This window comes from Streptomyces nigrescens, assembly GCF_027626975.1.
GTDB lineage: Bacteria > Actinomycetota > Actinomycetes > Streptomycetales > Streptomycetaceae > Streptomyces > Streptomyces nigrescens.
The window spans coordinates 4,999,191-5,017,966 of the sequence record NZ_CP114203.1 but is presented as its reverse complement, the minus strand read 5'-3'; the positions used below and the strand labels follow the sequence as shown (position 1 = coordinate 5,017,966).

Annotated in this window: 14 protein-coding genes; 9 read left to right on the top strand and 5 right to left on the bottom strand. The window is 71.6% G+C overall.

The window, feature by feature from the left end:
• Positions 1 to 98: 98 nt before the first annotated feature.
• A complete protein-coding gene (locus STRNI_RS22390) occupies positions 99 to 1,178 on the bottom strand; it encodes an alkene reductase (protein ID WP_277411891.1) in 1,080 nt (359 codons plus the stop codon).
• 299 nt (positions 1,179 to 1,477) lie between these two features.
• Here STRNI_RS22390 and STRNI_RS22385 point away from each other — a divergent pair, with 299 nt between their 5' ends.
• From STRNI_RS22385 to STRNI_RS22350, 8 genes are all read left to right on the top strand, one after another.
• Positions 1,478 to 2,044 (top strand): MarR family winged helix-turn-helix transcriptional regulator, encoded by a 567-nt coding sequence (locus tag STRNI_RS22385; RefSeq protein ID WP_277411890.1) that lies wholly within the window; start codon positions 1,478 to 1,480, stop codon positions 2,042 to 2,044.
• Positions 2,045 to 2,473: 429 nt separating this feature from the next.
• The gene (locus STRNI_RS22380) at positions 2,474 to 2,821 is read left to right on the top strand and encodes a PadR family transcriptional regulator (protein ID WP_159489264.1); all 348 of its coding nucleotides are present in this window, start codon (positions 2,474 to 2,476) and stop codon (positions 2,819 to 2,821) included.
• A complete protein-coding gene (locus tag STRNI_RS22375; protein WP_159487561.1) occupies positions 2,818 to 3,561 on the top strand; it encodes a hypothetical protein in 744 nt (247 codons plus the stop codon). The genes STRNI_RS22380 and STRNI_RS22375 overlap by 4 nt, the downstream gene beginning before the upstream one ends.
• A 375-nt stretch (positions 3,562 to 3,936) precedes the next feature.
• The gene (locus STRNI_RS22370) at positions 3,937 to 4,236 is read left to right on the top strand and encodes a WXG100 family type VII secretion target (protein WP_018092348.1); all 300 of its coding nucleotides are present in this window, start codon (positions 3,937 to 3,939) and stop codon (positions 4,234 to 4,236) included.
• 75 nt (positions 4,237 to 4,311) lie between these two features.
• Positions 4,312 to 4,626 (top strand): hypothetical protein, encoded by a 315-nt coding sequence (locus STRNI_RS22365; protein WP_018092349.1) that lies wholly within the window; start codon positions 4,312 to 4,314, stop codon positions 4,624 to 4,626.
• Between the two features lie 31 nt (positions 4,627 to 4,657).
• Positions 4,658 to 5,383, top strand: coding sequence for a hypothetical protein (locus STRNI_RS22360; RefSeq protein ID WP_277411889.1), 726 nt, complete (start codon positions 4,658 to 4,660; stop codon positions 5,381 to 5,383).
• A gap of 10 nt (positions 5,384 to 5,393) precedes the next feature.
• The gene (locus tag STRNI_RS22355; RefSeq protein WP_277411888.1) at positions 5,394 to 9,947 is read left to right on the top strand and encodes a DUF6531 domain-containing protein; all 4,554 of its coding nucleotides are present in this window, start codon (positions 5,394 to 5,396) and stop codon (positions 9,945 to 9,947) included.
• 48 nt (positions 9,948 to 9,995) lie between these two features.
• Positions 9,996 to 10,436: an SMI1/KNR4 family protein gene (locus tag STRNI_RS22350; RefSeq protein ID WP_266438255.1), complete on the top strand. Its 441-nt coding sequence runs from the start codon at positions 9,996 to 9,998 to the stop codon at positions 10,434 to 10,436.
• Positions 10,437 to 10,582: 146 nt separating this feature from the next.
• Here the strand turns inward: STRNI_RS22350 and STRNI_RS22345 are convergent, their stop codons facing one another.
• Positions 10,583 to 14,965, bottom strand: a complete 4,383-nt coding sequence (locus STRNI_RS22345; RefSeq protein WP_277413307.1) for an FtsK/SpoIIIE domain-containing protein — start codon at positions 14,963 to 14,965, stop codon at positions 10,583 to 10,585.
• 295 nt (positions 14,966 to 15,260) lie between these two features.
• On the opposite strand from STRNI_RS22345, the gene STRNI_RS22340 reads away from it, so the two are divergent.
• Positions 15,261 to 16,202 (top strand): hypothetical protein, encoded by a 942-nt coding sequence (locus tag STRNI_RS22340; RefSeq protein ID WP_018092353.1) that lies wholly within the window; start codon positions 15,261 to 15,263, stop codon positions 16,200 to 16,202.
• A 3-nt stretch (positions 16,203 to 16,205) separates the two neighbouring features.
• Here the strand turns inward: STRNI_RS22340 and STRNI_RS22335 are convergent, their stop codons facing one another.
• The 3 genes from STRNI_RS22335 to STRNI_RS22325 all read right to left on the bottom strand — a co-directional run bounded on the left by STRNI_RS22335 (position 16,206) and on the right by STRNI_RS22325 (position 18,766).
• Positions 16,206 to 16,790: a sigma-70 family RNA polymerase sigma factor gene (locus STRNI_RS22335; RefSeq protein WP_018092354.1), complete on the bottom strand. Its 585-nt coding sequence runs from the start codon at positions 16,788 to 16,790 to the stop codon at positions 16,206 to 16,208.
• A gap of 239 nt (positions 16,791 to 17,029) precedes the next feature.
• Complete coding sequence (locus tag STRNI_RS22330) at positions 17,030 to 17,803, bottom strand: LamG domain-containing protein (RefSeq protein WP_277411887.1); 774 nt, start codon at positions 17,801 to 17,803, stop codon at positions 17,030 to 17,032.
• A 228-nt stretch (positions 17,804 to 18,031) separates the two neighbouring features.
• Positions 18,032 to 18,766, bottom strand: coding sequence for a TetR/AcrR family transcriptional regulator (locus STRNI_RS22325; protein ID WP_277411886.1), 735 nt, complete (start codon positions 18,764 to 18,766; stop codon positions 18,032 to 18,034).
• Positions 18,767 to 18,776 lie beyond the last annotated feature (10 nt).

Here is an 18,776-nt window from a genome sequence, read left to right as displayed (position 1 = left end):
GGGTCGGGCCCGGCGCGGGCGTGCCCGGCGCGGGCCGGTTCGCCGAGCCCTAGGCCGGCCGGTTCGCCGGGCCCCCGACCGGTAGCGGTGAGCCCGGGTCAGGCGGGCAGGGCCGGGTAGTCGGTGTAGCCGCGCTCGTCGCCGCCGTAGAAGGTGGCGCGGTCCGGCTCGTTGTAGGGGCCGCCGGACGCGAGGCGGCGGGGCAGGTCGGGGTTGGCCAGGAACAGCGCGCCGAAGGCGAGCATGTCCGCGGCGCCGTTCTCGATCAGGCCGAGGGAGTCGTGGCCGGTGGGCTCGGGGTGCGTGAACGGGTTGAGGACGAACGTGCCGGGCCAGTCCTTGCGCAGGCGCCCGGTCAGGCTCTGGTCGGGTCCTTCGAGGACGTGCAGATAGGCCAGGTCCAGCGGGGCGAGACCGGCCACCAGGGCGGTGTAGGTCTGCTCCAGGTCCGCCGGGTCCGTCTCGGCGATGTCGTTGAAGGGGGTTCCGGGGGAGATACGGATGCCGGTCCGGTGCGCCCCGATGGCCTCCGCGACGGCCGCGGTGACCTCGACGGCGAAGCGCACCCGGCCCGCGACATCGCCTCCCCAGGCATCGGTGCGCTGATTGGCGTTGGGGGCGAGGAACTGGTGGATCAGGTAGCCGTTCGCCCCGTGGAGCTCCACCCCGTCGAATCCGGCGGCGATGGCGTTGCGCGCCGCGTCGGCGAAGTCGGCGATCGTCCGCACGATCTCGTCGTGCTCCAGCTCCTTCGGCGTGACGAAGTCCTGGGGGCCCTGGTGGGTGTAGACCTGGCCCTTCGCGGCGACGGCGGAGGGGCCCACCGGGATCAGGCCGTCGGGCAGCAGGCTGGGGTGGCCGATACGTCCGGTGTGCATCAGCTGCGCGAAGATCACCCCGCCCTCGCGGTGGACCGCGTCGGTCACCTGCCGCCAGGCGGCGACCTGCTCCGCGGAGTGCAGGCCCGGGGTGTCGGGGTAGCCCTGGCCGACCACCGACGGCTGGACGCCCTCGGTGATGACCAGGCCGGCGCTCGCCCGCTGGGCGTAGTAGGCCGCCATCAGCTCCGTCGCACTGGCCCCCGACCCGTAGGCGCGGCTGCGGGTCATCGGCGCCATCGCCATGCGGTTGGCCAGACGCTTGCCGCCCAGCTCGATCGGGTCGAACGCGGTCGTCATGATCACTCCTTCGGTAGGGCCGGGAGGCCGCCCGGGCTGGCGGCGCTCCCTCGGTGTGCGGTGCTCAGCAAACCATTACCTGTCCGAACAAGTAAAACCCCGCAAAGCCATCCCGGCCCCTTGCGTGAACTGCGTCACCCACCGGCCCGCCCGCCCGGAAATCCCTCGTTGACGTGCGGCAACTACCCGCTGAACACAAGGGCACCACGGGGAACGAAGGGTCGCTATCCTGGCTGCATCCGGCGAGCTGTGAGCCGGATTACTGTCCGGCAAAGTACAGCCGGGAAAGGACGCACTTGATGAGCCGGACAACTAATCGGGACACGCCAAGCCGGCCGCACCAGGAGACGCCGGCCACCTCCTCGGTACCGGTGCCCGCTGTCGCCCAAGCGGGGCCGGTCAGCCACGCGATCTTCCGCGTGGCCCGCCTGCACCGCATGATCGCCGGACAGCTCCTGCGCCCCCTCGGCCTCCACCTCGGCCAGGAGCTGGTCATGATGCACCTGTGGGAACTCGGCCCCCAGCGGCAGACCGACCTCGTGCGCCTGCTCGACTCCGACGCGGCCACCATGACCCGCAGCATCAAGCGCCTGGAGAACGCCGGCTTCGTCCGCCGCCGCCCCTCCCCCGACGACAAACGCGCCACCATCATCGAACCGACCGTCGCCAGCCAGGCGCTGCGCCGCGAGGTCGAACGCATCTGGGCCGAACTCGAAGGCGCCTCCACCGACGACCTCACCCCTGACCAGCAAGCCGAAGCACTGCACACCCTGCAACGCATCGAGGACAGCCTCGCCCGCGCGGCCACACGTTCCCCGGACGTCACCCCGGCACCGACCGCAGACGCTGACACGACGACCGACTGACGACCGACTGACGACCGGCTGAGGGCGGAAGTCACCCAAGTGATGAGCGCGTAGCCCGTCGCCCGCCCCGCCGGTTCGATCGGTGGCACGACTCCGGTGAACCGCTCACGTCACCGGGCGGGCTTGCGGGCAACTGCCCCTTGCCCGGCCTCCTGGCCGGCAGCGCCGACAGGGTGGCCGGGATTGCACCGAAACCCTCGGCGAGCCCTGACCAACAGGCCCGCTGTCCGATCCTCAGACCCTCGGCCGATTCTGCGAAGCTCCCGTCGTCCGGTGCAGGTTGGAGCGGGGCAAGTAAGCACCGGTGACCCCCAAGGTTCACCTGCGCCGCCGGGCATCCGAGGTACCCGTACGGCCCCCACAGAGATCCGACTACCATGCACCGCACTACCTTGCAATGCATGACTCATGCTGCGTAAGGTACTGGGCATGGAGGAGAGATCCACCCCACGCGCCCAGTGGCTACGAGGGGTGCTGGATATGTGCCTGTTGGCCTTGATGGCGGAAGCCCCGGTCTACGGGTACGAGATGACCGTCCGGCTGGCCGAGGCCGGGCTCGACGTCGCGGACGGCTCGATCTACCCGGCGCTGGCGCGTCTGCGTAAACGAGATCTGGTCGAGATCGAACGCCGCAGTGGGGACGGCGGTCCCGCCCGTACCTACTACAGGCCCAGCGAAGCGGGCGTGCAGATGCTCCGGTCGTGGAGCCGCGACTGGAACGAATTCGCCACAAGCATCGGCTCCATCATCAGCCAGACCACACGGGAGGAATCATGACGCTGACGGTCGAGGACGCGATACACCAGGCCATGGAGACGTGGCGCCGCCTCGGAGTCGAACAGGACGCGACCGACGAGATGGCCGAAGAGCTGGCAGCGGACCTGACCGCCGCCGCCTTCGACGGCCGGTCGGTCACCGACTACATCGGCGGTGACATCGACGCGCTGGCCACCTCCTGGGCGGTCGAACGCGGTCTGCTGCCTACCGGCCTGCGCCTGAAGGAGACCGCCACCGCGGCGGCCAGGGGCGCCGCCATACCTGCCGTTGTCGCCGTCATCCTCTGGTTGGCAGGAATGTCCGGTGGCCTCCTCGACCGCGACAGTGAATCGATGACCACGCAGCTGAAGGGACCGCCGGTGTGGGAGGTGCACCACTACCCCAATCCCGGCACTCCTTTGATGTGGGTGGGCTGGGCCGTATGCCTGGTCGCCGCCTTCTTCTTCGTCCGGCGCGCCGTGGCCGCGAAGCTCCAGCGCCAACACGACCCCGCACGCGAAGAGACCACGCGGGCCCTGACCAGGGACCTTCCCCTCATTCTCGCGGCAGCGGCCCTGCTGGGCACCGCGGTCAACGTCCTCGGGGCTTACGCGTTCCCGTACTTCCAGGTCATCGTCACCGTCTTGATCGCGCCGGTCGCGATGATCGGCGCCGTCGCAGCCGGCGCCGCCTGGGTCCGGGACCGCAGCTGCTCGCCCCTGAACGCTTCCCGGTTGAAGTACAGGCTGCCGGTTGCCTGAGTCGTGTCTCTTCGACAGGGCGGTTTCGACCCTGTCTGAAAGGCGGGAAGCGCCCCTCCCGCTCAAGCTCAGAGCCCGGTTTCGATTCCCGTCACCCGCCCCCTAGTTGAGGCCCAGGTCAATGACCTGGGCCTTGTTCTTTGGCCGGGCCGGACCGGTTCAGGATTGCCGTGGGCGCCAGCGACGTTCGGCCGCGAGGGGGCACCTTGCTGGTCAGCGCGTCGCCTGCTGATGACGAGCGCGACGGATGCACCGCTCCGCCCCGCTTTCGTCACCGTTCCGCAACAGCCGTGAACCGCCCCGGAAGATGCCCCGTACAGCCCCGTGTGTGCGGCCCACCGGCCGCGGCGATACGCAGCGAGGGAAGGAATCGGCATGGCCGGCGGCAACATCCAGATCAGCCCGGACGAGATGCGGGAGGCGGCGACCTGGCTGCAGAACCAGAAGGAACTGATGCAGCAGAGCCTCCACGAGGCCAACACCAAGATGGACGAGATGGTCGAGGCGGCCTACGCCACGCCGGGCTCGGAGACCAAGTTCCGTCCGTACTGGGAGGAGTACAAGAACGGGACCGAGAAGGCGATCGAGGGCCTGCAGGGCGTCAGCGAGTTCATCAAGCAGGTCGCCGACGCGTTCGTCGACACCGACGACCAGACGTCCGGCTCCATCGGCTGAGCTGTCCCGAACTGACCGGCCCCGTCCTCCTGGTGAGGGCGGGGCCGGACGGCCGGAGCAGGAGAGGAGGCACCGATGGGTCGCATCAGCGTTCCCGTGCAGGACCTGAAGGACACGGCCAATGAGCTCCAGCGCATCGGGGAACTGATCGGCAACAGCGCGACGCTCTACCACGCCACGGGTGAGGCCGGCTCGTTCAAGAGCGTCGTCGGCGACTCCCGTCTCGCGGAGGCGCTCGACGACTTCGACAAGGCGTGGGTGGCGGGTCACGAGCGGGTCCACGACAACGTGAAGGTGTTCGCGGAGAACACGGACAAGATCTCCGAGAACTTCACGAAGACGGACGAGGACAGCGCCAAGTCGCTGGACGAATCGAAGAAGAACGCGTGACAAGGAGCGTCGTGCAGAAGGGACATGCGTCATGACGCAGCCGGTCACCGAGCGGTCCGAGGGCGCGCCCGCGGGCTACACGCTGAGGTTCCCCGACTCCTGGTGGCACCTCGACCTCGACCCGAGCACCCGGGACGCGTCGATCCGCCGCCGTATCGAGTCCCAGGTGAAGAAGGCCCCGCAGCTCTCCCGCGAGCAGGTGGACGCGCTGATCCGCAGTACCCGGCGCATCGCCCGCGAGGCGCACGCGCAGGGCGCGCTGCGGGCGTCGGGGATGCTCAGGATTCTTCCCGCGGGCAGCGGGCCCCTGGTGCTCAGCGCCACGACGGCCGTGCTGCGGATCTCCGTTCCCGAGGGTCAGGCGGAGGATCTGGCGGACCTCGTCGTCGCGGCCGGTATGCAGCTCGGCACCGCGGCGGAAGGCACCGGACTGCCCCCCGGCGAGGTGGAGTTGGTGGAACTGCCGCACATCGGAGCGGCCGGGCGGATCAGCAGGATCGAGGACGTGGACCACCAGGGGAAGCCCGTCCCCACCGCGATGCGGCACACCCTGATCCCGGTGCCGAACAGCCGGGACTATCTGGTGCTCGCCAGCTCCACCCCCAACGTGGATCTCGCGGACCAGTTCTACGAGGTCTTCGACGCGATCGCGGAGTCGTTCCGCTTCGAGGACCCGGCCGGCACGTCCGGCGCAGCGGATCCGGCGGCGGAAGCGGCCGGTGGAGGCCCCATGGGCGAAGCAGACAAGGGAAAGTGAGGTCGCGGCCATGGCGCGTCCGGCAGTGTCCGAGTGGGAATCGGTCTTCGGGTTCTCGGACGACCCGACTCCGGGTGATGCGGAGGTGCTCGGACAGCTCGCGCGCAGCTATCGCTCCGTGGCCGACAACGCGGGTGACGCCCTTCCCCTCGTCTCCGGGCTGGAGAACCAGCAGGTGGGCGAGGGCAAGACCATGGAGAAGCTCCGGGACAAGCTGGGCGACCTGGCCGAGCAGGTGCGCAAGCTGCACAGTTCCTACGACCAGGCGGCCGGCGCCCTGGACACCTATGTGCACTCGCTGCGTGATCAGCAGCGGAATGCCGACAACGCGCTGGAGCAGGGGCGGGAGGCCAAGGAGCGGCTGGAGTCGGCCACCGAGGTGGTGCGTGCGGCCGGTGCCGACATCGGACGGCTGGACGGGGTCACGCACCCTCCGGATGACCACGAGGCGCGGGCGAGCACCCGGCGCGCGCTGGACGAGGCCCACAGCAAGCAGTCCACGGCGCAGACACACGCCGATGACGCACAGGCGGACCTGGACGCGGCCCGGCTGCTCGCCGAGGACGCGCGGCAGGTGCGCGAGGAGGACGCCTCCACGGCGGCGCAGAAGCTGGACGACGCGAGGGACGAGTCGGTCGCGGGCTACAGCCTGTGGGACAAGATCAAGAAGGCGCTGAGTACGGCCTTCGGCATCATCAGCGCGGTGCTGGGTGTCCTGGCCCTGCTGGTGCCCGGTCTGCAGGGCATCGGGCTCGCGCTGACGATCGGCAGCGTGGTGGCCGGCGCGGCGTCGCTCGGGATCAACCTCGCCATCAGCGCGGAGTCGGGGGAGTGGAATCCACTCGACATCGTGCTCGGCGTCGTGGGCCTGGTCGGGGGCGGGGCCGCGCTCCTCAAGGGCGTCGGGGGGATCGGCTCGGCTCTGAAGGGGGTCAAGCCCGGCTCGATGAAGAATCCGCAGGGCGGCGTCCGCGTCAACAGCCGGTCGGCGAACAGCCGTACCTGCAAGACCGACCCGGTCGATGTGGCCAGCGGCGAGATGATGCTGCCGCAGACCGACTTGTCGCTGCCCGGCGTCCTGCCGTTGGTGATCACGCGTACGCATCTGTCGACGTACCGGTACGGGCAGTTCTTCGGCCCGTCCTGGGCCTCCACCCTGGACGAACGCCTCGAAGTCGACGACCGGGGACGGGTGTTGTGGGCCCGCGAGGACGGCTCGATCCTGACCTACCCGGGCCTGCCCGCCGCCGGGGCGGATGAGCGGGCGTGGCCCGAGGAAGGCCCCCGCCTCCCGCTGACCCATGAGGCAACCGGCGCCGCGGGGGAGGTCACCTACCGCATCACCGATCCGCACACGGGCCTCGTCCGCTCCTTCGCTGCCCCTCCCGGTCACGACGAGAGCGGCCTGCACTGGCTCGCCCGGTGGCAGGACCGCAACGGCAACGAGGTCGGCGTCTCCCGTCTGGAGGACGGCACCCCGACGAGGCTGGTCCACTCCGGCGGCTACCGGGTCGACGTGCACTGCCTCGCCGGGCGTCTGCTGCGTCTGGCGGTGAGCACGCCCGAGGGCCCGGTCGAGGTCACGTCCTACAGCCATGACGCGGACGGGAACCTCACGCACGTGGCGAACTCGTCGGGCAAGTCGCTGGTGTTCGGCTACGACGCCCGGTCCCGCATCACCTCCTGGACGGACCGGAACGGCTCCACGTACCGCTACGTCTACGACGACGACAACCGCGTCACGGAGACCATCGGCCCCGACGGCTACCTCTCCTCACGCTGGAGCTACGACCCCGACCAGCGGCAGACGCACTACACCGACGCCTGCGGCGCCACGACCGTCCACCAGCTCAACGACCTGCACCAGGTCATCGGCGAGACCGACCCGCTGGGGCACACGACCACCTCCGAGTGGGACCGCTACGACAACCTCCTCGCCCGCACCGACGCCCTCGGCAACACGACCCGGTTCGAGTACGACCGGGCCCACAACCCGACCGTCGTCCGCCTTCCGGACGACAGCACGTCGACAGCGTCGTACAACGAGCTGAACCTTCCCACCTTGTCGACGGGCCCCGACGGGACGACGTGGCGGCAGGAGTTCGACGCGCGGGGCAACCTGACCGCGGTCATCGCCCCGGACGGCACCACAAGCCGTTTCACCCATCACCGCACCGGCGCGATCGCCTCGGAGACGGACCCGTCCGGCGCGGTGGCCACATACGAGGCCGACGGCGCGGGCCTCCCCCTGGCACTCGTCGGCCCGGCCGGGCACAGGGCGACCATCGAACGTGACGCGTTCGGCCGGCCCACGGTGATGACCGATCCGCTGGGCGCCGTCACCCGTGCCACGTGGACCGTCGAGGGCCTCATATCGGCGCGCACCACGCCCGACGGCCGGAGCGAGTACCTGTCCTGGGACGGTGAGGGCAACTGTCTGGAGCGCACCGACCCGGCGGGCGGCGTCAGCACCTTCGAGTACACGCACTTCGGCAAGCTCGCCGCCCGCACCGGCCCTGACGGCGTCCGCTACGCCTTCGCCTACAACCCGGAGCTGCGCCTCACGAAGGTGCTCAACTCGCAGGGCCTGAGCTGGGACTACACCTATGACCGGGCCGGCCGGCTGACCGGCGAGTCCGACTTCGACGACCGCGAAATCGCCTACGCTCACGACGCCGTGGGCCGGGTGGTCTCCCACACCACGCCCCTGGGCGAGGAGATCACCTTCCAGTACAACTCCGTCGGTGAGCGGCTGGCCAAGAATGTCGCAGGGGTGCTCACGTCGTACACCTACGACCCGGGCGGGGAACTCGTCCGAGCGGCGTCCCCCCACTCGACGGTGGAGTTCGAGCGGGACCTCATGGGCCGCCTCCTCGCCGAGACGGTGGACGGCCGCACCACCCGCTTCACCCATGACCTCCTCGGCCGCCGCACTTCCCGTGTGACACCCACGGGCGCCGTCACCGAGCTCGGCTACGACGAAGCCGGCAATCGCGAGTCCCTCACCACCGGGGGACACCGGCTGAACTTCACCCACGACGTCCTCGGCCGCGAACTGGCACGCGTCTGGGGCACGGACGCCTCGCCCGTGCGGGCGACGACGGCCTGGGACAAGGCGGGACGCCTCGTCTCCCACGGTCTCGTCGCCCCCGGCCGCACCCTCCGCGACCGCGGCTACACCTACCGGGCCGACGATCACCTCACGGCCGTCACCGACGCGGTGTCCGGCACGGTCCAGCGGATGGAACTCGACCCCGTCGGCCGGCCGTTGACGGTGACGGCGGATGGATGGAGCGAGTCCTACGCCTACGACCAGGCGGGCAACCAGACCTCCGCGAGCTGGCCGGAGAAGGCCGGCCGCGCCGAGGCCCGCGGCGAGCGCTCCTACACCGGCACCCGCATCGACGCAGCGGGCGCGGTGCGTTACGAACACGACGCCGCGGGCCGCATGGTGCTGCGTCAGAAGCGGCGCCTGTCGGGGAAGCCCGACACATGGCGCTACGAGTGGGACGCCGAGGACCACCTCCTGTCCTGCACCACCCCCAACGGCGTCCTGTGGCGCTACACCTACGACCCGCTGGGCCGTCGCACGGCCAAGTACCGTATGAACGCGGATGGTTCGGTGGCCGAGGCCGTCCATTTCACCTGGGACGGCACCCGCCTCGCCGAACAGACCGACACCACCACCGGCGTCACCCTCACCTGGGACCACGAGGGCCACCGCCCCCTCACCCAACTCGAACGCAAACCCGTTTCCAGGGCCGACGGAGACTCGGCCGCAGGTCCCGCCCAGGGCGGCTCCGCGTCCGGCCTCACCGGGCCCGAGGTCGACTCCCGCTTCTTCGCCATCGTCACCGACCTCGTCGGCACCCCCACCGAACTCGTCGACGAATCCGGCCACATCGCCTGGCACTCCCGCACCACCCTCTGGGGCACCACCGCCCGCAACCGCGACGCCACAGCCGTCACCCCCCTCCGCTTCCCCGGCCAATACGAAGACCCCGAAACCGGCCTCCACTACAACTACTTCCGCCACTACGATCCGGAGACCGGGCGGTACGCGTCACCGGACCCGCTGGGGCTGGCAGCCGCGCCCAACCCCGTCGCCTATGTCGACAACCCACGGACGGGCACGGACCCCTGGGGTCTGGCCGGCGGTCCCTGCCCTCCTCCGGGCAACGGAGGCGGCGGCTACAACCTGCGTCCCAGGCACAAGCCCGCGACCGTGGGCCAGAACGGCTCGGACAAGTACCGGGACACCTTCTTCAACGCCAACCCCGCCCAGCAGGGGAAGCCCATGGTGATCCATCACGCCGTTGAACAGCAGGTTCTCAAGAGGTACCCGAACGTCTTCAGGGCAGATGAGATCAACTCCGTGGAGAACCTGCGCGGAATCCCCAACCAGATCAACAGCAAGGTCCACCTGAGCGACATACGCAAGGAATGGAATGACTTCTACAAGCTCCACCCCTCGGCGAACCCGCCGACCCGGCAAGAGCTCCTCGACAAGGCAACGGACATCGACAACAAGTTCGGGAAACAGTTCGATCCGCCCGTTCGCTAGTGTTTACCCGATTCCGGACCCCGGCGACCGCCCCGCAAGGTGATGCACGTGTGGAGAGAACTCATCAGCCGCCTCGGCGTCGACTGGCACCTCGCCGATCCCGCTCGACAGGACGGCATCGCGGCCGCTGAGGAGGCCCTGGGACATCCGTTCCCCGACGACCTCAAGGCGCTGCTGCTGGAGAGCGACGGCGTACACGACGGCCTCGGCGCCGGCGTCGTCTGGGACCTGAAGAGGATCAGAGAGGACAACGCCTTCCTGCGCACGGACGCTTCGATCGGCGAGCTCTACATGCCGTTCGACTCGCTGCTCTTCTTCGGCGACAACGGAGGCGGCGACCAGTTCGCCTTCGCGCGGACGGGGACCGGCTCGGAGATCTACGTCTGGGACCACGAGGACGACAGCCGCATCTGGGTCGCCGGCGGCCTCGATCAGTACCTTGAGCGAACCGCCCAGGCCGACAACCCGGACTGGTTCCGCCCTCGCTGACCTCATCCGCTGTTCCGGGCGCGGCCTTCCGGGGCAGCTCTTCGGGACGGCCTGACCCGGCCCCGCCCCACAGACGAGAGGGCTCCCGCCGACCTCAACGGCGGGAGCCCTCTGTGGTGTGCGGACGGTGTGTCCGGCACGGGGGGTCAGGCAGGTGCGCCCGGCTCCGCAAGCACCGTCTCCGGTACCTGGACGGTGCGCAGCACGCCGTCGCCCAGGTGCAGGATCGCCCGCCCCGGGCGGGTCGCGCCCAGTCGGCTGCGGGGCACCTTGACGCCGATCAGTTCGCCGTCGCTCATGTTCTGCGGCTTCAGCAGCAGTCCGGACCGGTTGCGGCGGGCCTCGGTGTGCCAGCCGGAGAAGCCGGAGGAGAGCCGGTCGGTCTGCCCGGCGATCACCAGGCCGCGGCCGGTCTCGGCACCGGATTTGGCGATCTGGGTGAGGACGGGCTCGGCCTTCGTCTTCAGCAGCAGGTCGGCGTCGTCGAGGAGCACCACGGCCCCGTCGGGCGCGGAGGCCAGCGCCGCCTCCAGGGCCGTGGGGTCGATGTCGGACTCGTCGAACACCGCGAGCACGCCGGGCCGTCCGGCGAGGTTGCGCAGCGGCGAGCGGGCGGGGGCCCCGACCACGACCGGGGTGCCGACCGCGAGCAGCGCCAGCGCCAGCGTCGACAGGACGGTGCTGCGTCCCGAGCGGGCGGGCCCGGCGACGAGGAAGGTCGGGGTGACGGTGAAGTCCGGGCCGAGGGCGGTGAGTTCGTCGCCGCCGACGCCGGCCAGTGCCCATCGCGCGGAGCGCCTGGCCGGGACGAACCGGGCGGCCTCCTCGAAGGTGAGCCGGTCCGGCAGGGTGTCGACGCGGAACGGCCGGGTGGCGGCCGGCAGATGACCCGCCCGTTCGCGGCACTGCTCGGCGATCTGCTGGAGCGCCGCGGCCTGCGCCTGGCCCTCCGGGTTCTCGGTGAGGAGTGCGATCTGCACCTCGGCCTTGTCGGCGGCGCGGAACGCGCGGCCGGGCGGGATCTCGTCGGGCACGTTCCGCTGGGTGATGCCGATCATTCCGTACTCGGACTTCTCGTTGAGCTTCAGCACGAGCTTGTCCTCGGTGGAGCTGTTGACCCGGCTGGAGAACAGCGCCCGGTCGCCGGTCATCACCAGGTGGATGCCCGCGCTCGCGCCGTCCCGGAGCAGGGTCAGCACGGAGTTCAGCAGGTTCCCGGCGTCGTATTCGCCGAGCTGCTTGTCGAAGACCTCCCACCGGTCGAGGAACAGCACGAGGTGCGGCGGCCGTTCGTCCTCCGGCAGGGCGCGGCGCAGCTCCGTCAGGTCGGCGCTGCCGCGGGCGGCGAGCATCTCCTGCCGCCGGGTGAGCTCCGCCGTCAGCCGGGCGAGCAGCCGGGCCACCCGGTCGGGCTGGGTGCGCTGGGTGACGGCGCCGCAGTGCGGCAGCCCCTCCATGGCCAGCAGGGCGCCGTTGCCGCAGTCGATGCCGTACATGTGCAGCTGCGCCGGGGAGTGGACGCGGGCCAGGTTCCCGGCGATGGTGCGCAGCGTCTGCGACCTGCCCTGCCGGGGTGAGCCGATGATGTGCAGGTGCCCGAGCGTCGCGGGGTCGATCACCAGGGGGAGCCGGGCCTGCTGTGCGGGCAGGTCCACCACGCCGTACGCGACGGGCGCGAGGTCGTAGTCCGAGGGCGGGGCGGGCGGCAGGCCGGCGGTGACCAGCTGCTCGGGCAGCGGCGGCAGCCAGGGGCTGTGCTGTGCGGGGATGCCCATCTCCCGGTCCGCTTCGCGGATCGCCGCGACGAGCCCGGTGAGGTCGGTCTCCACTTCGGCGGGGGCGGCCGCGCGCGGCCGCGCCGGCAGCGGCTCGCCGAGCCGCTCCCAGCCGACCGCCACCGCCCAGGGCGCCGGCAGCGAGGCGGCCGCGGCGCCGGGCCGGCGGCCGCCGACCCGTCCGGACTGGAACGGCACGAGGGAGTTCTGGCCGAAGCGCACATAGGCGCGGCCGGGTGTGCTCTGCGAGATCCCGGCGGCCTCGGAGGAGTTGAGGACGTCCTGGCTCTCGCCGGAGTCCGTCACCCGCAGCGCGATGCGCAGATTGGTGTTGGCGCGGATCTCCGAGGAGACGACGCCGCTGGGGCGCTGTGTCGCCAGGATCAGGTGGATGCCGAGGCTGCGGCCCCGCTGCGCGATGTTGACCAGGCCCTTCACGAAGTCCGGCAGATCGCGCACCATCGAGGCGAACTCGTCGATGACGATGAGCAGCCGGGGCATCGGCGGGTGGTCCGCCGGGTTCCGCTCCAGCAGCTCGACGTAGTCCTCGATGTCCTTGGCGCCGGCCGCGGCGAGGATGTGCTCGCGCCGGGTCAGCTCCGCCGTCAGCGACACCAGGGCCCGCTCGACGAGGTGGGCGTCGAGGTCGGTGACCATGCCGACGGTGTGCGGCAGGTCCACGCAGTCCTTGAACGCGGAGCCGCCCTTGTAGTCGACGAGGACGAACGTCATCGCGTCCGGACGGTTCGCCACCGCGAGCGAGGCGACCAGCGTCTGGAGGAGTTCGGACTTGCCGGAGCCGGTGGTACCGGCGACCAGCCCGTGCGGACCGTCGCGCTTGAGGTCCAGGAAGAACGGTCCGTCCAGGGAGACGCCGACGGCCGCCCGGGTCGAGCGGCCCCCGGCCGTCCAGCGCGCCCGGACGCCGGCGGCCTGCGGCGGGTCGAGGGCGAGGACGTCGAGCAGCCGCGCGGAACCGGGGAGCACCGCGGCCTCCTCGTCGTCCCCGCCCGGGTCCCGCAGCGGACCCATCGCCCGGGCCAGCGAACGGCACCAGTCCAGGGACACCGTGTCGGGCCGGATGCCCCCGACGGTGCCCCTCCCGGAGCGTCCCACCCGCACGGTTCCGCCGGGCTCCTCGGTGACGACGGCGTGGCACTCCTCGGGCAGCAGCCGCTCCTCGGAGTCCAGGCAGACCGCGCGGACGCCGACGGACGGTCCGTCGCGCAGGATCTGCGCCACGCCGGGCAGCGAACGCAGCCTGCGGGCCCCGTCGAGGACGACCAGCACGTCGGGTCCGGCGGTCAGGCTCCGCCGGTCCTCCTGCCCGGCACGCTCGGCGATCAGCGCGGTCAGTTCGGCGACCCGCCGGGCGCAGGTCTCCGTGCCGTAGCCGATGCTCGCCGGGGTGTCGCCGGACTTCTTCCGCACATGCGGCAGCCAGCGCAGCCAGGACCAGCCGTCCCGGCCCGGGCCGCCGGTGGTCAGCAGGTGGATCTGGAGGTCACGGGGGCTGTGCAGGACGGCGGCCTGGGCGACCGCCCACCGTGCCACGGCGCGCGCGGTCGGGCCCTCGCCGGCGATTCCCAGCACGTCGTGCTCCCGCAGCGGAACGGTCACCGGGACGTCGTACGCGGTCCACGGCTCCTGGCGGCGGTGTTCGTCCTTGGTCGGGTCCTGGAGCACCACGTCGGAGGGCAGGTCGGCGGTCCCGATGCGCAGTTCCAGGAAGTCGGCGTCCGAGGTGCGGCGTTCCCACAGGCGGCGCCGGGGGCCGACGGCGGTCAGGACGACCTCGGCCGGGTCCGGGAAGCCGCGGCGCCGGGCGGTGCGCTCGGCCGCCAGGGCCTGCTCCGCGTCGCCCTCGATGCGCGCCTTCTTCTCCTCGTAGGCGGCGACATCGCCGGAGTGGGACTGCCGTCCGCTGCGCCGGCTCATCAGGTAGTTGCCGACGATCACGACCGGCGAGAGCAGCCCGAACAGCAGCATCGTCGGGCGGCCGAGCATCGTCGCCCCGGCCACCGCCATCACCAGCGGGGCGGCCGCGGCGAGCCACGGGAGCGGCCGGGCGGCGGGCGCCGCGGGCGGGGAGGGCAGGGTGAAGCGGGTGCGGTTCTCGGCCGGCCGCAGCCGCGGCGGCCGGTTGTAGTCCCAGCCGGTGCCGTCCTCCGACGGCTGCACGGCCGCGTCCGGCCGCTGCGGGAGGGCGAGTTCGAGCAGGCAGCCGCCGACGAGGAGCTGTGCGCCGGCCGGCCAGGCGGTGGCCCCGGCGAGGTCCTCGCGGTCCAGTTGCAGGGTGCCGCCGTCCGGCGCGGACGCGTCGGGCGCCACCCGGCAGCGTCCTTGGGGGCCCACCGTCAGGACGGCGAACGGACGGGCCGGTACGGCGCGCAGCACCTGGGCGGTCCCGTCGTGTGCCAGTCCGATCCGGTACTCGCCGATGTCGAGCCGGTGCACCGCGCCCGCCCCGCTCCCGCCGACCGCACGGACCTCCACCAGTCCGTCCGGCTCGGCCGACGAGGTGCCCGCCGGGCGGCCCAGGCCCACGATGGCCGCGTGGCGCAGCTGCGCGTCCCGCAGCCGCAGGTCCGCGGGCAGCAGCCGGTCGCCGGCGTACAGGCCGAGGCCCTCCGGGGGCCGGTGGACCCCACCCGCCCCGGCCAGCGCCTCCGCGACGGCGCCCACGGGCGTGTCGGGGTCGGCGTCGAGGTGGACGTCGAACGCGTCACCGTCCCCCTCGACCACGGTCAACATCAACGACACGAAACGTCCTCCAGCCGGCGTGAATGCGGGGCCCGCGGCAGCCGTGCTCGTCGGCTCCCGCGCCACTGACGGGACCTACGGAGCGTGCCTGCGAACGGTTCACGGACGGTGCGCGGGCGGATGGCGGGCGGGCTCACGGACGGCTCACGGACGCACCGGTGAACCGTCCGCGGCCGCGCCCCGTAGTGGCCTTCGGGTGCACGGCGCCGCGAGTCCGCCGCGGCGCCGCCCCCGCTTCCGCCCGTCCCGGCTCCGCCGCCGGGGCGCCCCGACAAGGAGTCAGAAGATGATCTGGTACGTCCTGGCCGTGGTGCTGGGGCTGGCGCTGATCGGAGCGGTGGCCGCGCTGGTCGTCACCGAGCGGCGGCCCCGCCCGCCGAAGCCCGTCGCCGCCTCGGCCGCCGTCGTGGGGCGCCAGGCGCTGGACGTGGTCGACGCGGGCCTGCGCCGGCTGACGGGCGAATGCCTGCGCTCCGGCCGGTCGCTGCCCGACCTGTACGCCGTCGTCTACTCCGAGGAGCGGCTCGGACTGCTGCTGGCCGGTGCGGAGGAGGCCGCCCCCGCGCCCTGGACCGCCGAGGCGGACGGCGAGCGCTGGACGGTCTCGCCCGACGACCTGCACCGCCCCGGTCCGGAGGGCGAACCCGCCCTGCCGTACGCGCTGACGGTGACGGTGGGGCTGGACGGCGCCGACCGGGTGCTGGTCGACCTCTCCCGGGCGGCGGGTCCCGTCTCCGTGGCGGGCCCGGACGAGGAGGTGCGCAGCCTGGCGCGGGCCGTCATCACCGAGGCGCTCGCCGGCCCGGTGGGGGCGCTCGCCGAGGTCACCCTGGTGGGATCCCTGGCCGGCGACGGGCTCGTTGGCGACGACATGCCGCGGACCTCGCGTCTGCACACCGCGGCCAGCCTGGAGGAGGCGTTCGCCAGGGCGGCTTCGGCGGACCCGGGAGAGCCGGAGCCGGGATCGTCCGACGTCACCCAGATCTTCCGGCTGATCGAGGGCAGCAGCCGGATCGCCGTCCAGGGTGAGGCGCCCCATCTGTTCGTCGTGGACGCCTCACAACTCCCGCGGCGCGAGGGCGCGTTGGACGGCCTGCGGCGCGGTGACGCACTGCTGGTGCTCGGCGACGCGCCCACGGGGTGGCGCTGGCGGGCCGGTGCGGGCGGATCGCTCGACACCGGACCGCTCGGCCTGGAGATCACCCGGCACGCGGGGCGCTTCGCATGAGTCTCATCCGGCGTCGCGGTCACGGCGGACCGAGTGCAGCCCGCGGCTGCGCAGCGCCTCCCGCAGGGCGCGGGCGGCGTAGTACGTCCGCGACTTGACCGTGCCCGGCGGCACCCCGAGGACCTTGGCCGTCTGGTTGACGCTGCGCCCCAGGTAGTGCACGTGCAGCAGGACCTCGCGCTGCGGCGGCCGCAGGTCCCGCAATGCTTCGAAGAGCACCTGGGAGGTGAGCAGATGGTCCACGTCGTCGGACACCGGCACGTGGGCGAGCTCCGGGTCGCCGGTCTCCGGTGGTCTGGCCTGGCGGGCCCGGTGACCGTCGATGACGAGGTTGCGCAGCACGGTGAACAGCCACGGCCGCGCCGAATCCGCGGTCGGGTCGAGCTCCCCGGCGTGATGCCAGGCGCGGATCGCGACCTCCTGGAGGGCGTCCTCGGCGCGGTGCCAGTCACCCTCCAGCCGCCGTGCGGCGAACTGCAGCAACGCACTGCCGTGGAACCGGTAGAGGGCTCTGAGGAACTCGTCGGGGCCGGCTTCCGCGGTGTGGGGGCAGGGTATGCGGTCTTCGGTCGAAGCGCTGGCCGACAAAGGCCTGTTTCCTCTCCGGTCGTCTGTGGGGAGACGGGTTCAGCCGCTGCGGGAGAGCCGGCGGGCACCACCGTGAGCGGACGTACGCCCGTGCGGCGTGCCCGGCGGCATGCGGCGGCACACAGCGGCATGCAGCGGGCACGCGACGGCACGCGACGGCGGTGAACACACGCCGGTACCGCCGTCGTACCGCCTCGTTCCGTCGGTCGATGCCCCGTGGCGGACACCGACGCCCGCCGTCAGTCCGGTTCGCGGGAGGAAAGCGACTTCACCTCACCGGGCGTCAGTTCCCGGTCGTAGACGTGCACGTCGGCGATGTCGCCCTTCCAGTGGTCGGCCGCCTTCCCGCCGAACTTGCCGCGTCCGACCACCACGGCGCCGGTGGGCTTCACCTTGCTGGAAGCCCCCCTGCTTCCCGCGAGCCGGCCGTCCACGTAGATCCGCATCCGGTGGTCCTTCCGGCTGTACGTACCGGTGAGGTGGTACCAGCGGCCGGTCTGCGGCTGCCCGGTCTTCTCCGCGACGGTACGGGCACCGGGGAAACTGAACGCGAAGTTCTCATCCTGGCCGGAGTACTGGAGGAAGAACGTACTGACCGCGTCGCCGTCCTGGGACAGGGCGGTGTGGACGCCGTTCAGGTCCTCGGGGGTGAGCCGCACCCGTGCGGCGACCGAGTAGTCCTTGCCCTCGGTGTCGATCCGGGAGCCGGTGTCCGCGAATCCGCTGGTGCCGTCCAGCCGCAGGGCGCCGCCCTCGGGGCCGTCGGTCCACTGCGTGCCGCCGCTGACGACGGCGTCGTGCTCACCCTCCTTCGCGGTGCCGGACCGGTGCAGGGGCCACCACCCGACGCCGCGCAGCGACTCGGCACCCGCGCCCGGCGAGGCCGGTTCCGCCCCGGCCTGCCCCTTCCCGGCCTCCCCGGACCCCTGGCCGCGCACCAGTTGGGTGACGACAAAGGCCAGCGCGACGGTCAGTACGGCGATCGCGGTGATGAGCGACCATCTGCGCGTCATGAATCTCCCCGGACGTTGCGGCATACATGTGTCACTGGAGACCACGTGTCCGATCCGGAAGTGGTTCAACGGGCACCCAAACTCTGACAGCCCGTAAGACGCCGGGCCCGGGCGCCCCTGAATGTGCCGCCGTGCACCGGAACATGCGGCAACACGACGGTATGGACAGGTGAACGCGGGCGGTCGCGGGGATGCTCCGGCGGAGCGATCAGCTGGCTCCCTGGTCTCCTACCCCTGGCCGGTTTCCTGGCCGGAGTCGTGGTCGCCGGCGAGTGAGGCGAGTACGAGTTCACGCTTTTCGCGGAGCAGCCGCAGGCCTTCGTCAGCGGTTGCGCGGACGTCGTCCGGGGTGGCTTCTCCGGGGCCGAGCAAGGCGGTCACCGAGGCGGCGATGACCTTGTCGGGCGCGTCGACGGTCACCTCACGCAGGGTGTGTGCACGGGTGGTGGTCTCCAGGAAGCCCGCCATGAGTGCTTGCAGCGCGTACGCCTGTTCCTCCAGCGGCCAGTCGGTCCGGGCCAGCCGGTGCTGACGCCACACCGGCAGGACCGTGTACATGAGTGCGGCCGGGCCCAGCGTGCCGAGCAGTTCGGTGCTGCGCGGGTGCTGGGTCAGGACGCCCAACAGGTCGGAGTCGCCGGTCTGCAGTGCGCGGACGAACGGGCGCTCCAGGCCGTTGTGAATGAGCTGCGGACACAGCCGGTGCGGCCGGGCGGCGTCCGGGTCCGTGGTCAGCGCGTCGATGGAGCCCTCCACGACGGCCAGGAACTCCCTGGCGAACAGCCCGACCAGCAGGTCTTCCTTGGTGCCCCAGTACAGGTACACGGTGCCTTTGCCGACGTGTGCCTTTTCCGCGATCTCCGCCACGGTCACGCCCTTGACCCCCCGCTTGAGCACCAGCTCCTGTGCGACGGTGAGAATCCGGGCGGCCTTGGCGGAGTCCTGTTCGACGAGTGCTGCCATGGTCACTTCC

What these genes read in the sequence shown, in the direction of transcription:
- STRNI_RS22375 (WP_159487561.1), top strand. Translation starts at nt 2,818, where the DNA reads ATGACGCTGACGGTCGAGGACGCGATACACCAGGCCATGGAGACGTGG.
- STRNI_RS22370 (WP_018092348.1), top strand. Translation starts at nt 3,937, where the DNA reads ATGGCCGGCGGCAACATCCAGATCAGCCCGGACGAGATGCGGGAGGCG.
- STRNI_RS22345 (WP_277413307.1), bottom strand. Translation starts at nt 14,965, where the DNA reads ATGTTGACCGTGGTCGAGGGGGACGGTGACGCGTTCGACGTCCACCTC.
- STRNI_RS22360 (WP_277411889.1), top strand. Translation starts at nt 4,658, where the DNA reads ATGACGCAGCCGGTCACCGAGCGGTCCGAGGGCGCGCCCGCGGGCTAC.
- STRNI_RS22380 (WP_159489264.1), top strand. Translation starts at nt 2,474, where the DNA reads ATGGAGGAGAGATCCACCCCACGCGCCCAGTGGCTACGAGGGGTGCTG.
- STRNI_RS22365 (WP_018092349.1), top strand. Translation starts at nt 4,312, where the DNA reads ATGGGTCGCATCAGCGTTCCCGTGCAGGACCTGAAGGACACGGCCAAT.
- STRNI_RS22355 (WP_277411888.1), top strand. Translation starts at nt 5,394, where the DNA reads ATGGCGCGTCCGGCAGTGTCCGAGTGGGAATCGGTCTTCGGGTTCTCG.
- STRNI_RS22325 (WP_277411886.1), bottom strand. Translation starts at nt 18,766, where the DNA reads ATGGCAGCACTCGTCGAACAGGACTCCGCCAAGGCCGCCCGGATTCTC.
- STRNI_RS22390 (WP_277411891.1), bottom strand. Translation starts at nt 1,178, where the DNA reads ATGACGACCGCGTTCGACCCGATCGAGCTGGGCGGCAAGCGTCTGGCC.
- STRNI_RS22330 (WP_277411887.1), bottom strand. Translation starts at nt 17,803, where the DNA reads ATGACGCGCAGATGGTCGCTCATCACCGCGATCGCCGTACTGACCGTC.
- STRNI_RS22385 (WP_277411890.1), top strand. Translation starts at nt 1,478, where the DNA reads ATGAGCCGGACAACTAATCGGGACACGCCAAGCCGGCCGCACCAGGAG.
- STRNI_RS22340 (WP_018092353.1), top strand. Translation starts at nt 15,261, where the DNA reads ATGATCTGGTACGTCCTGGCCGTGGTGCTGGGGCTGGCGCTGATCGGA.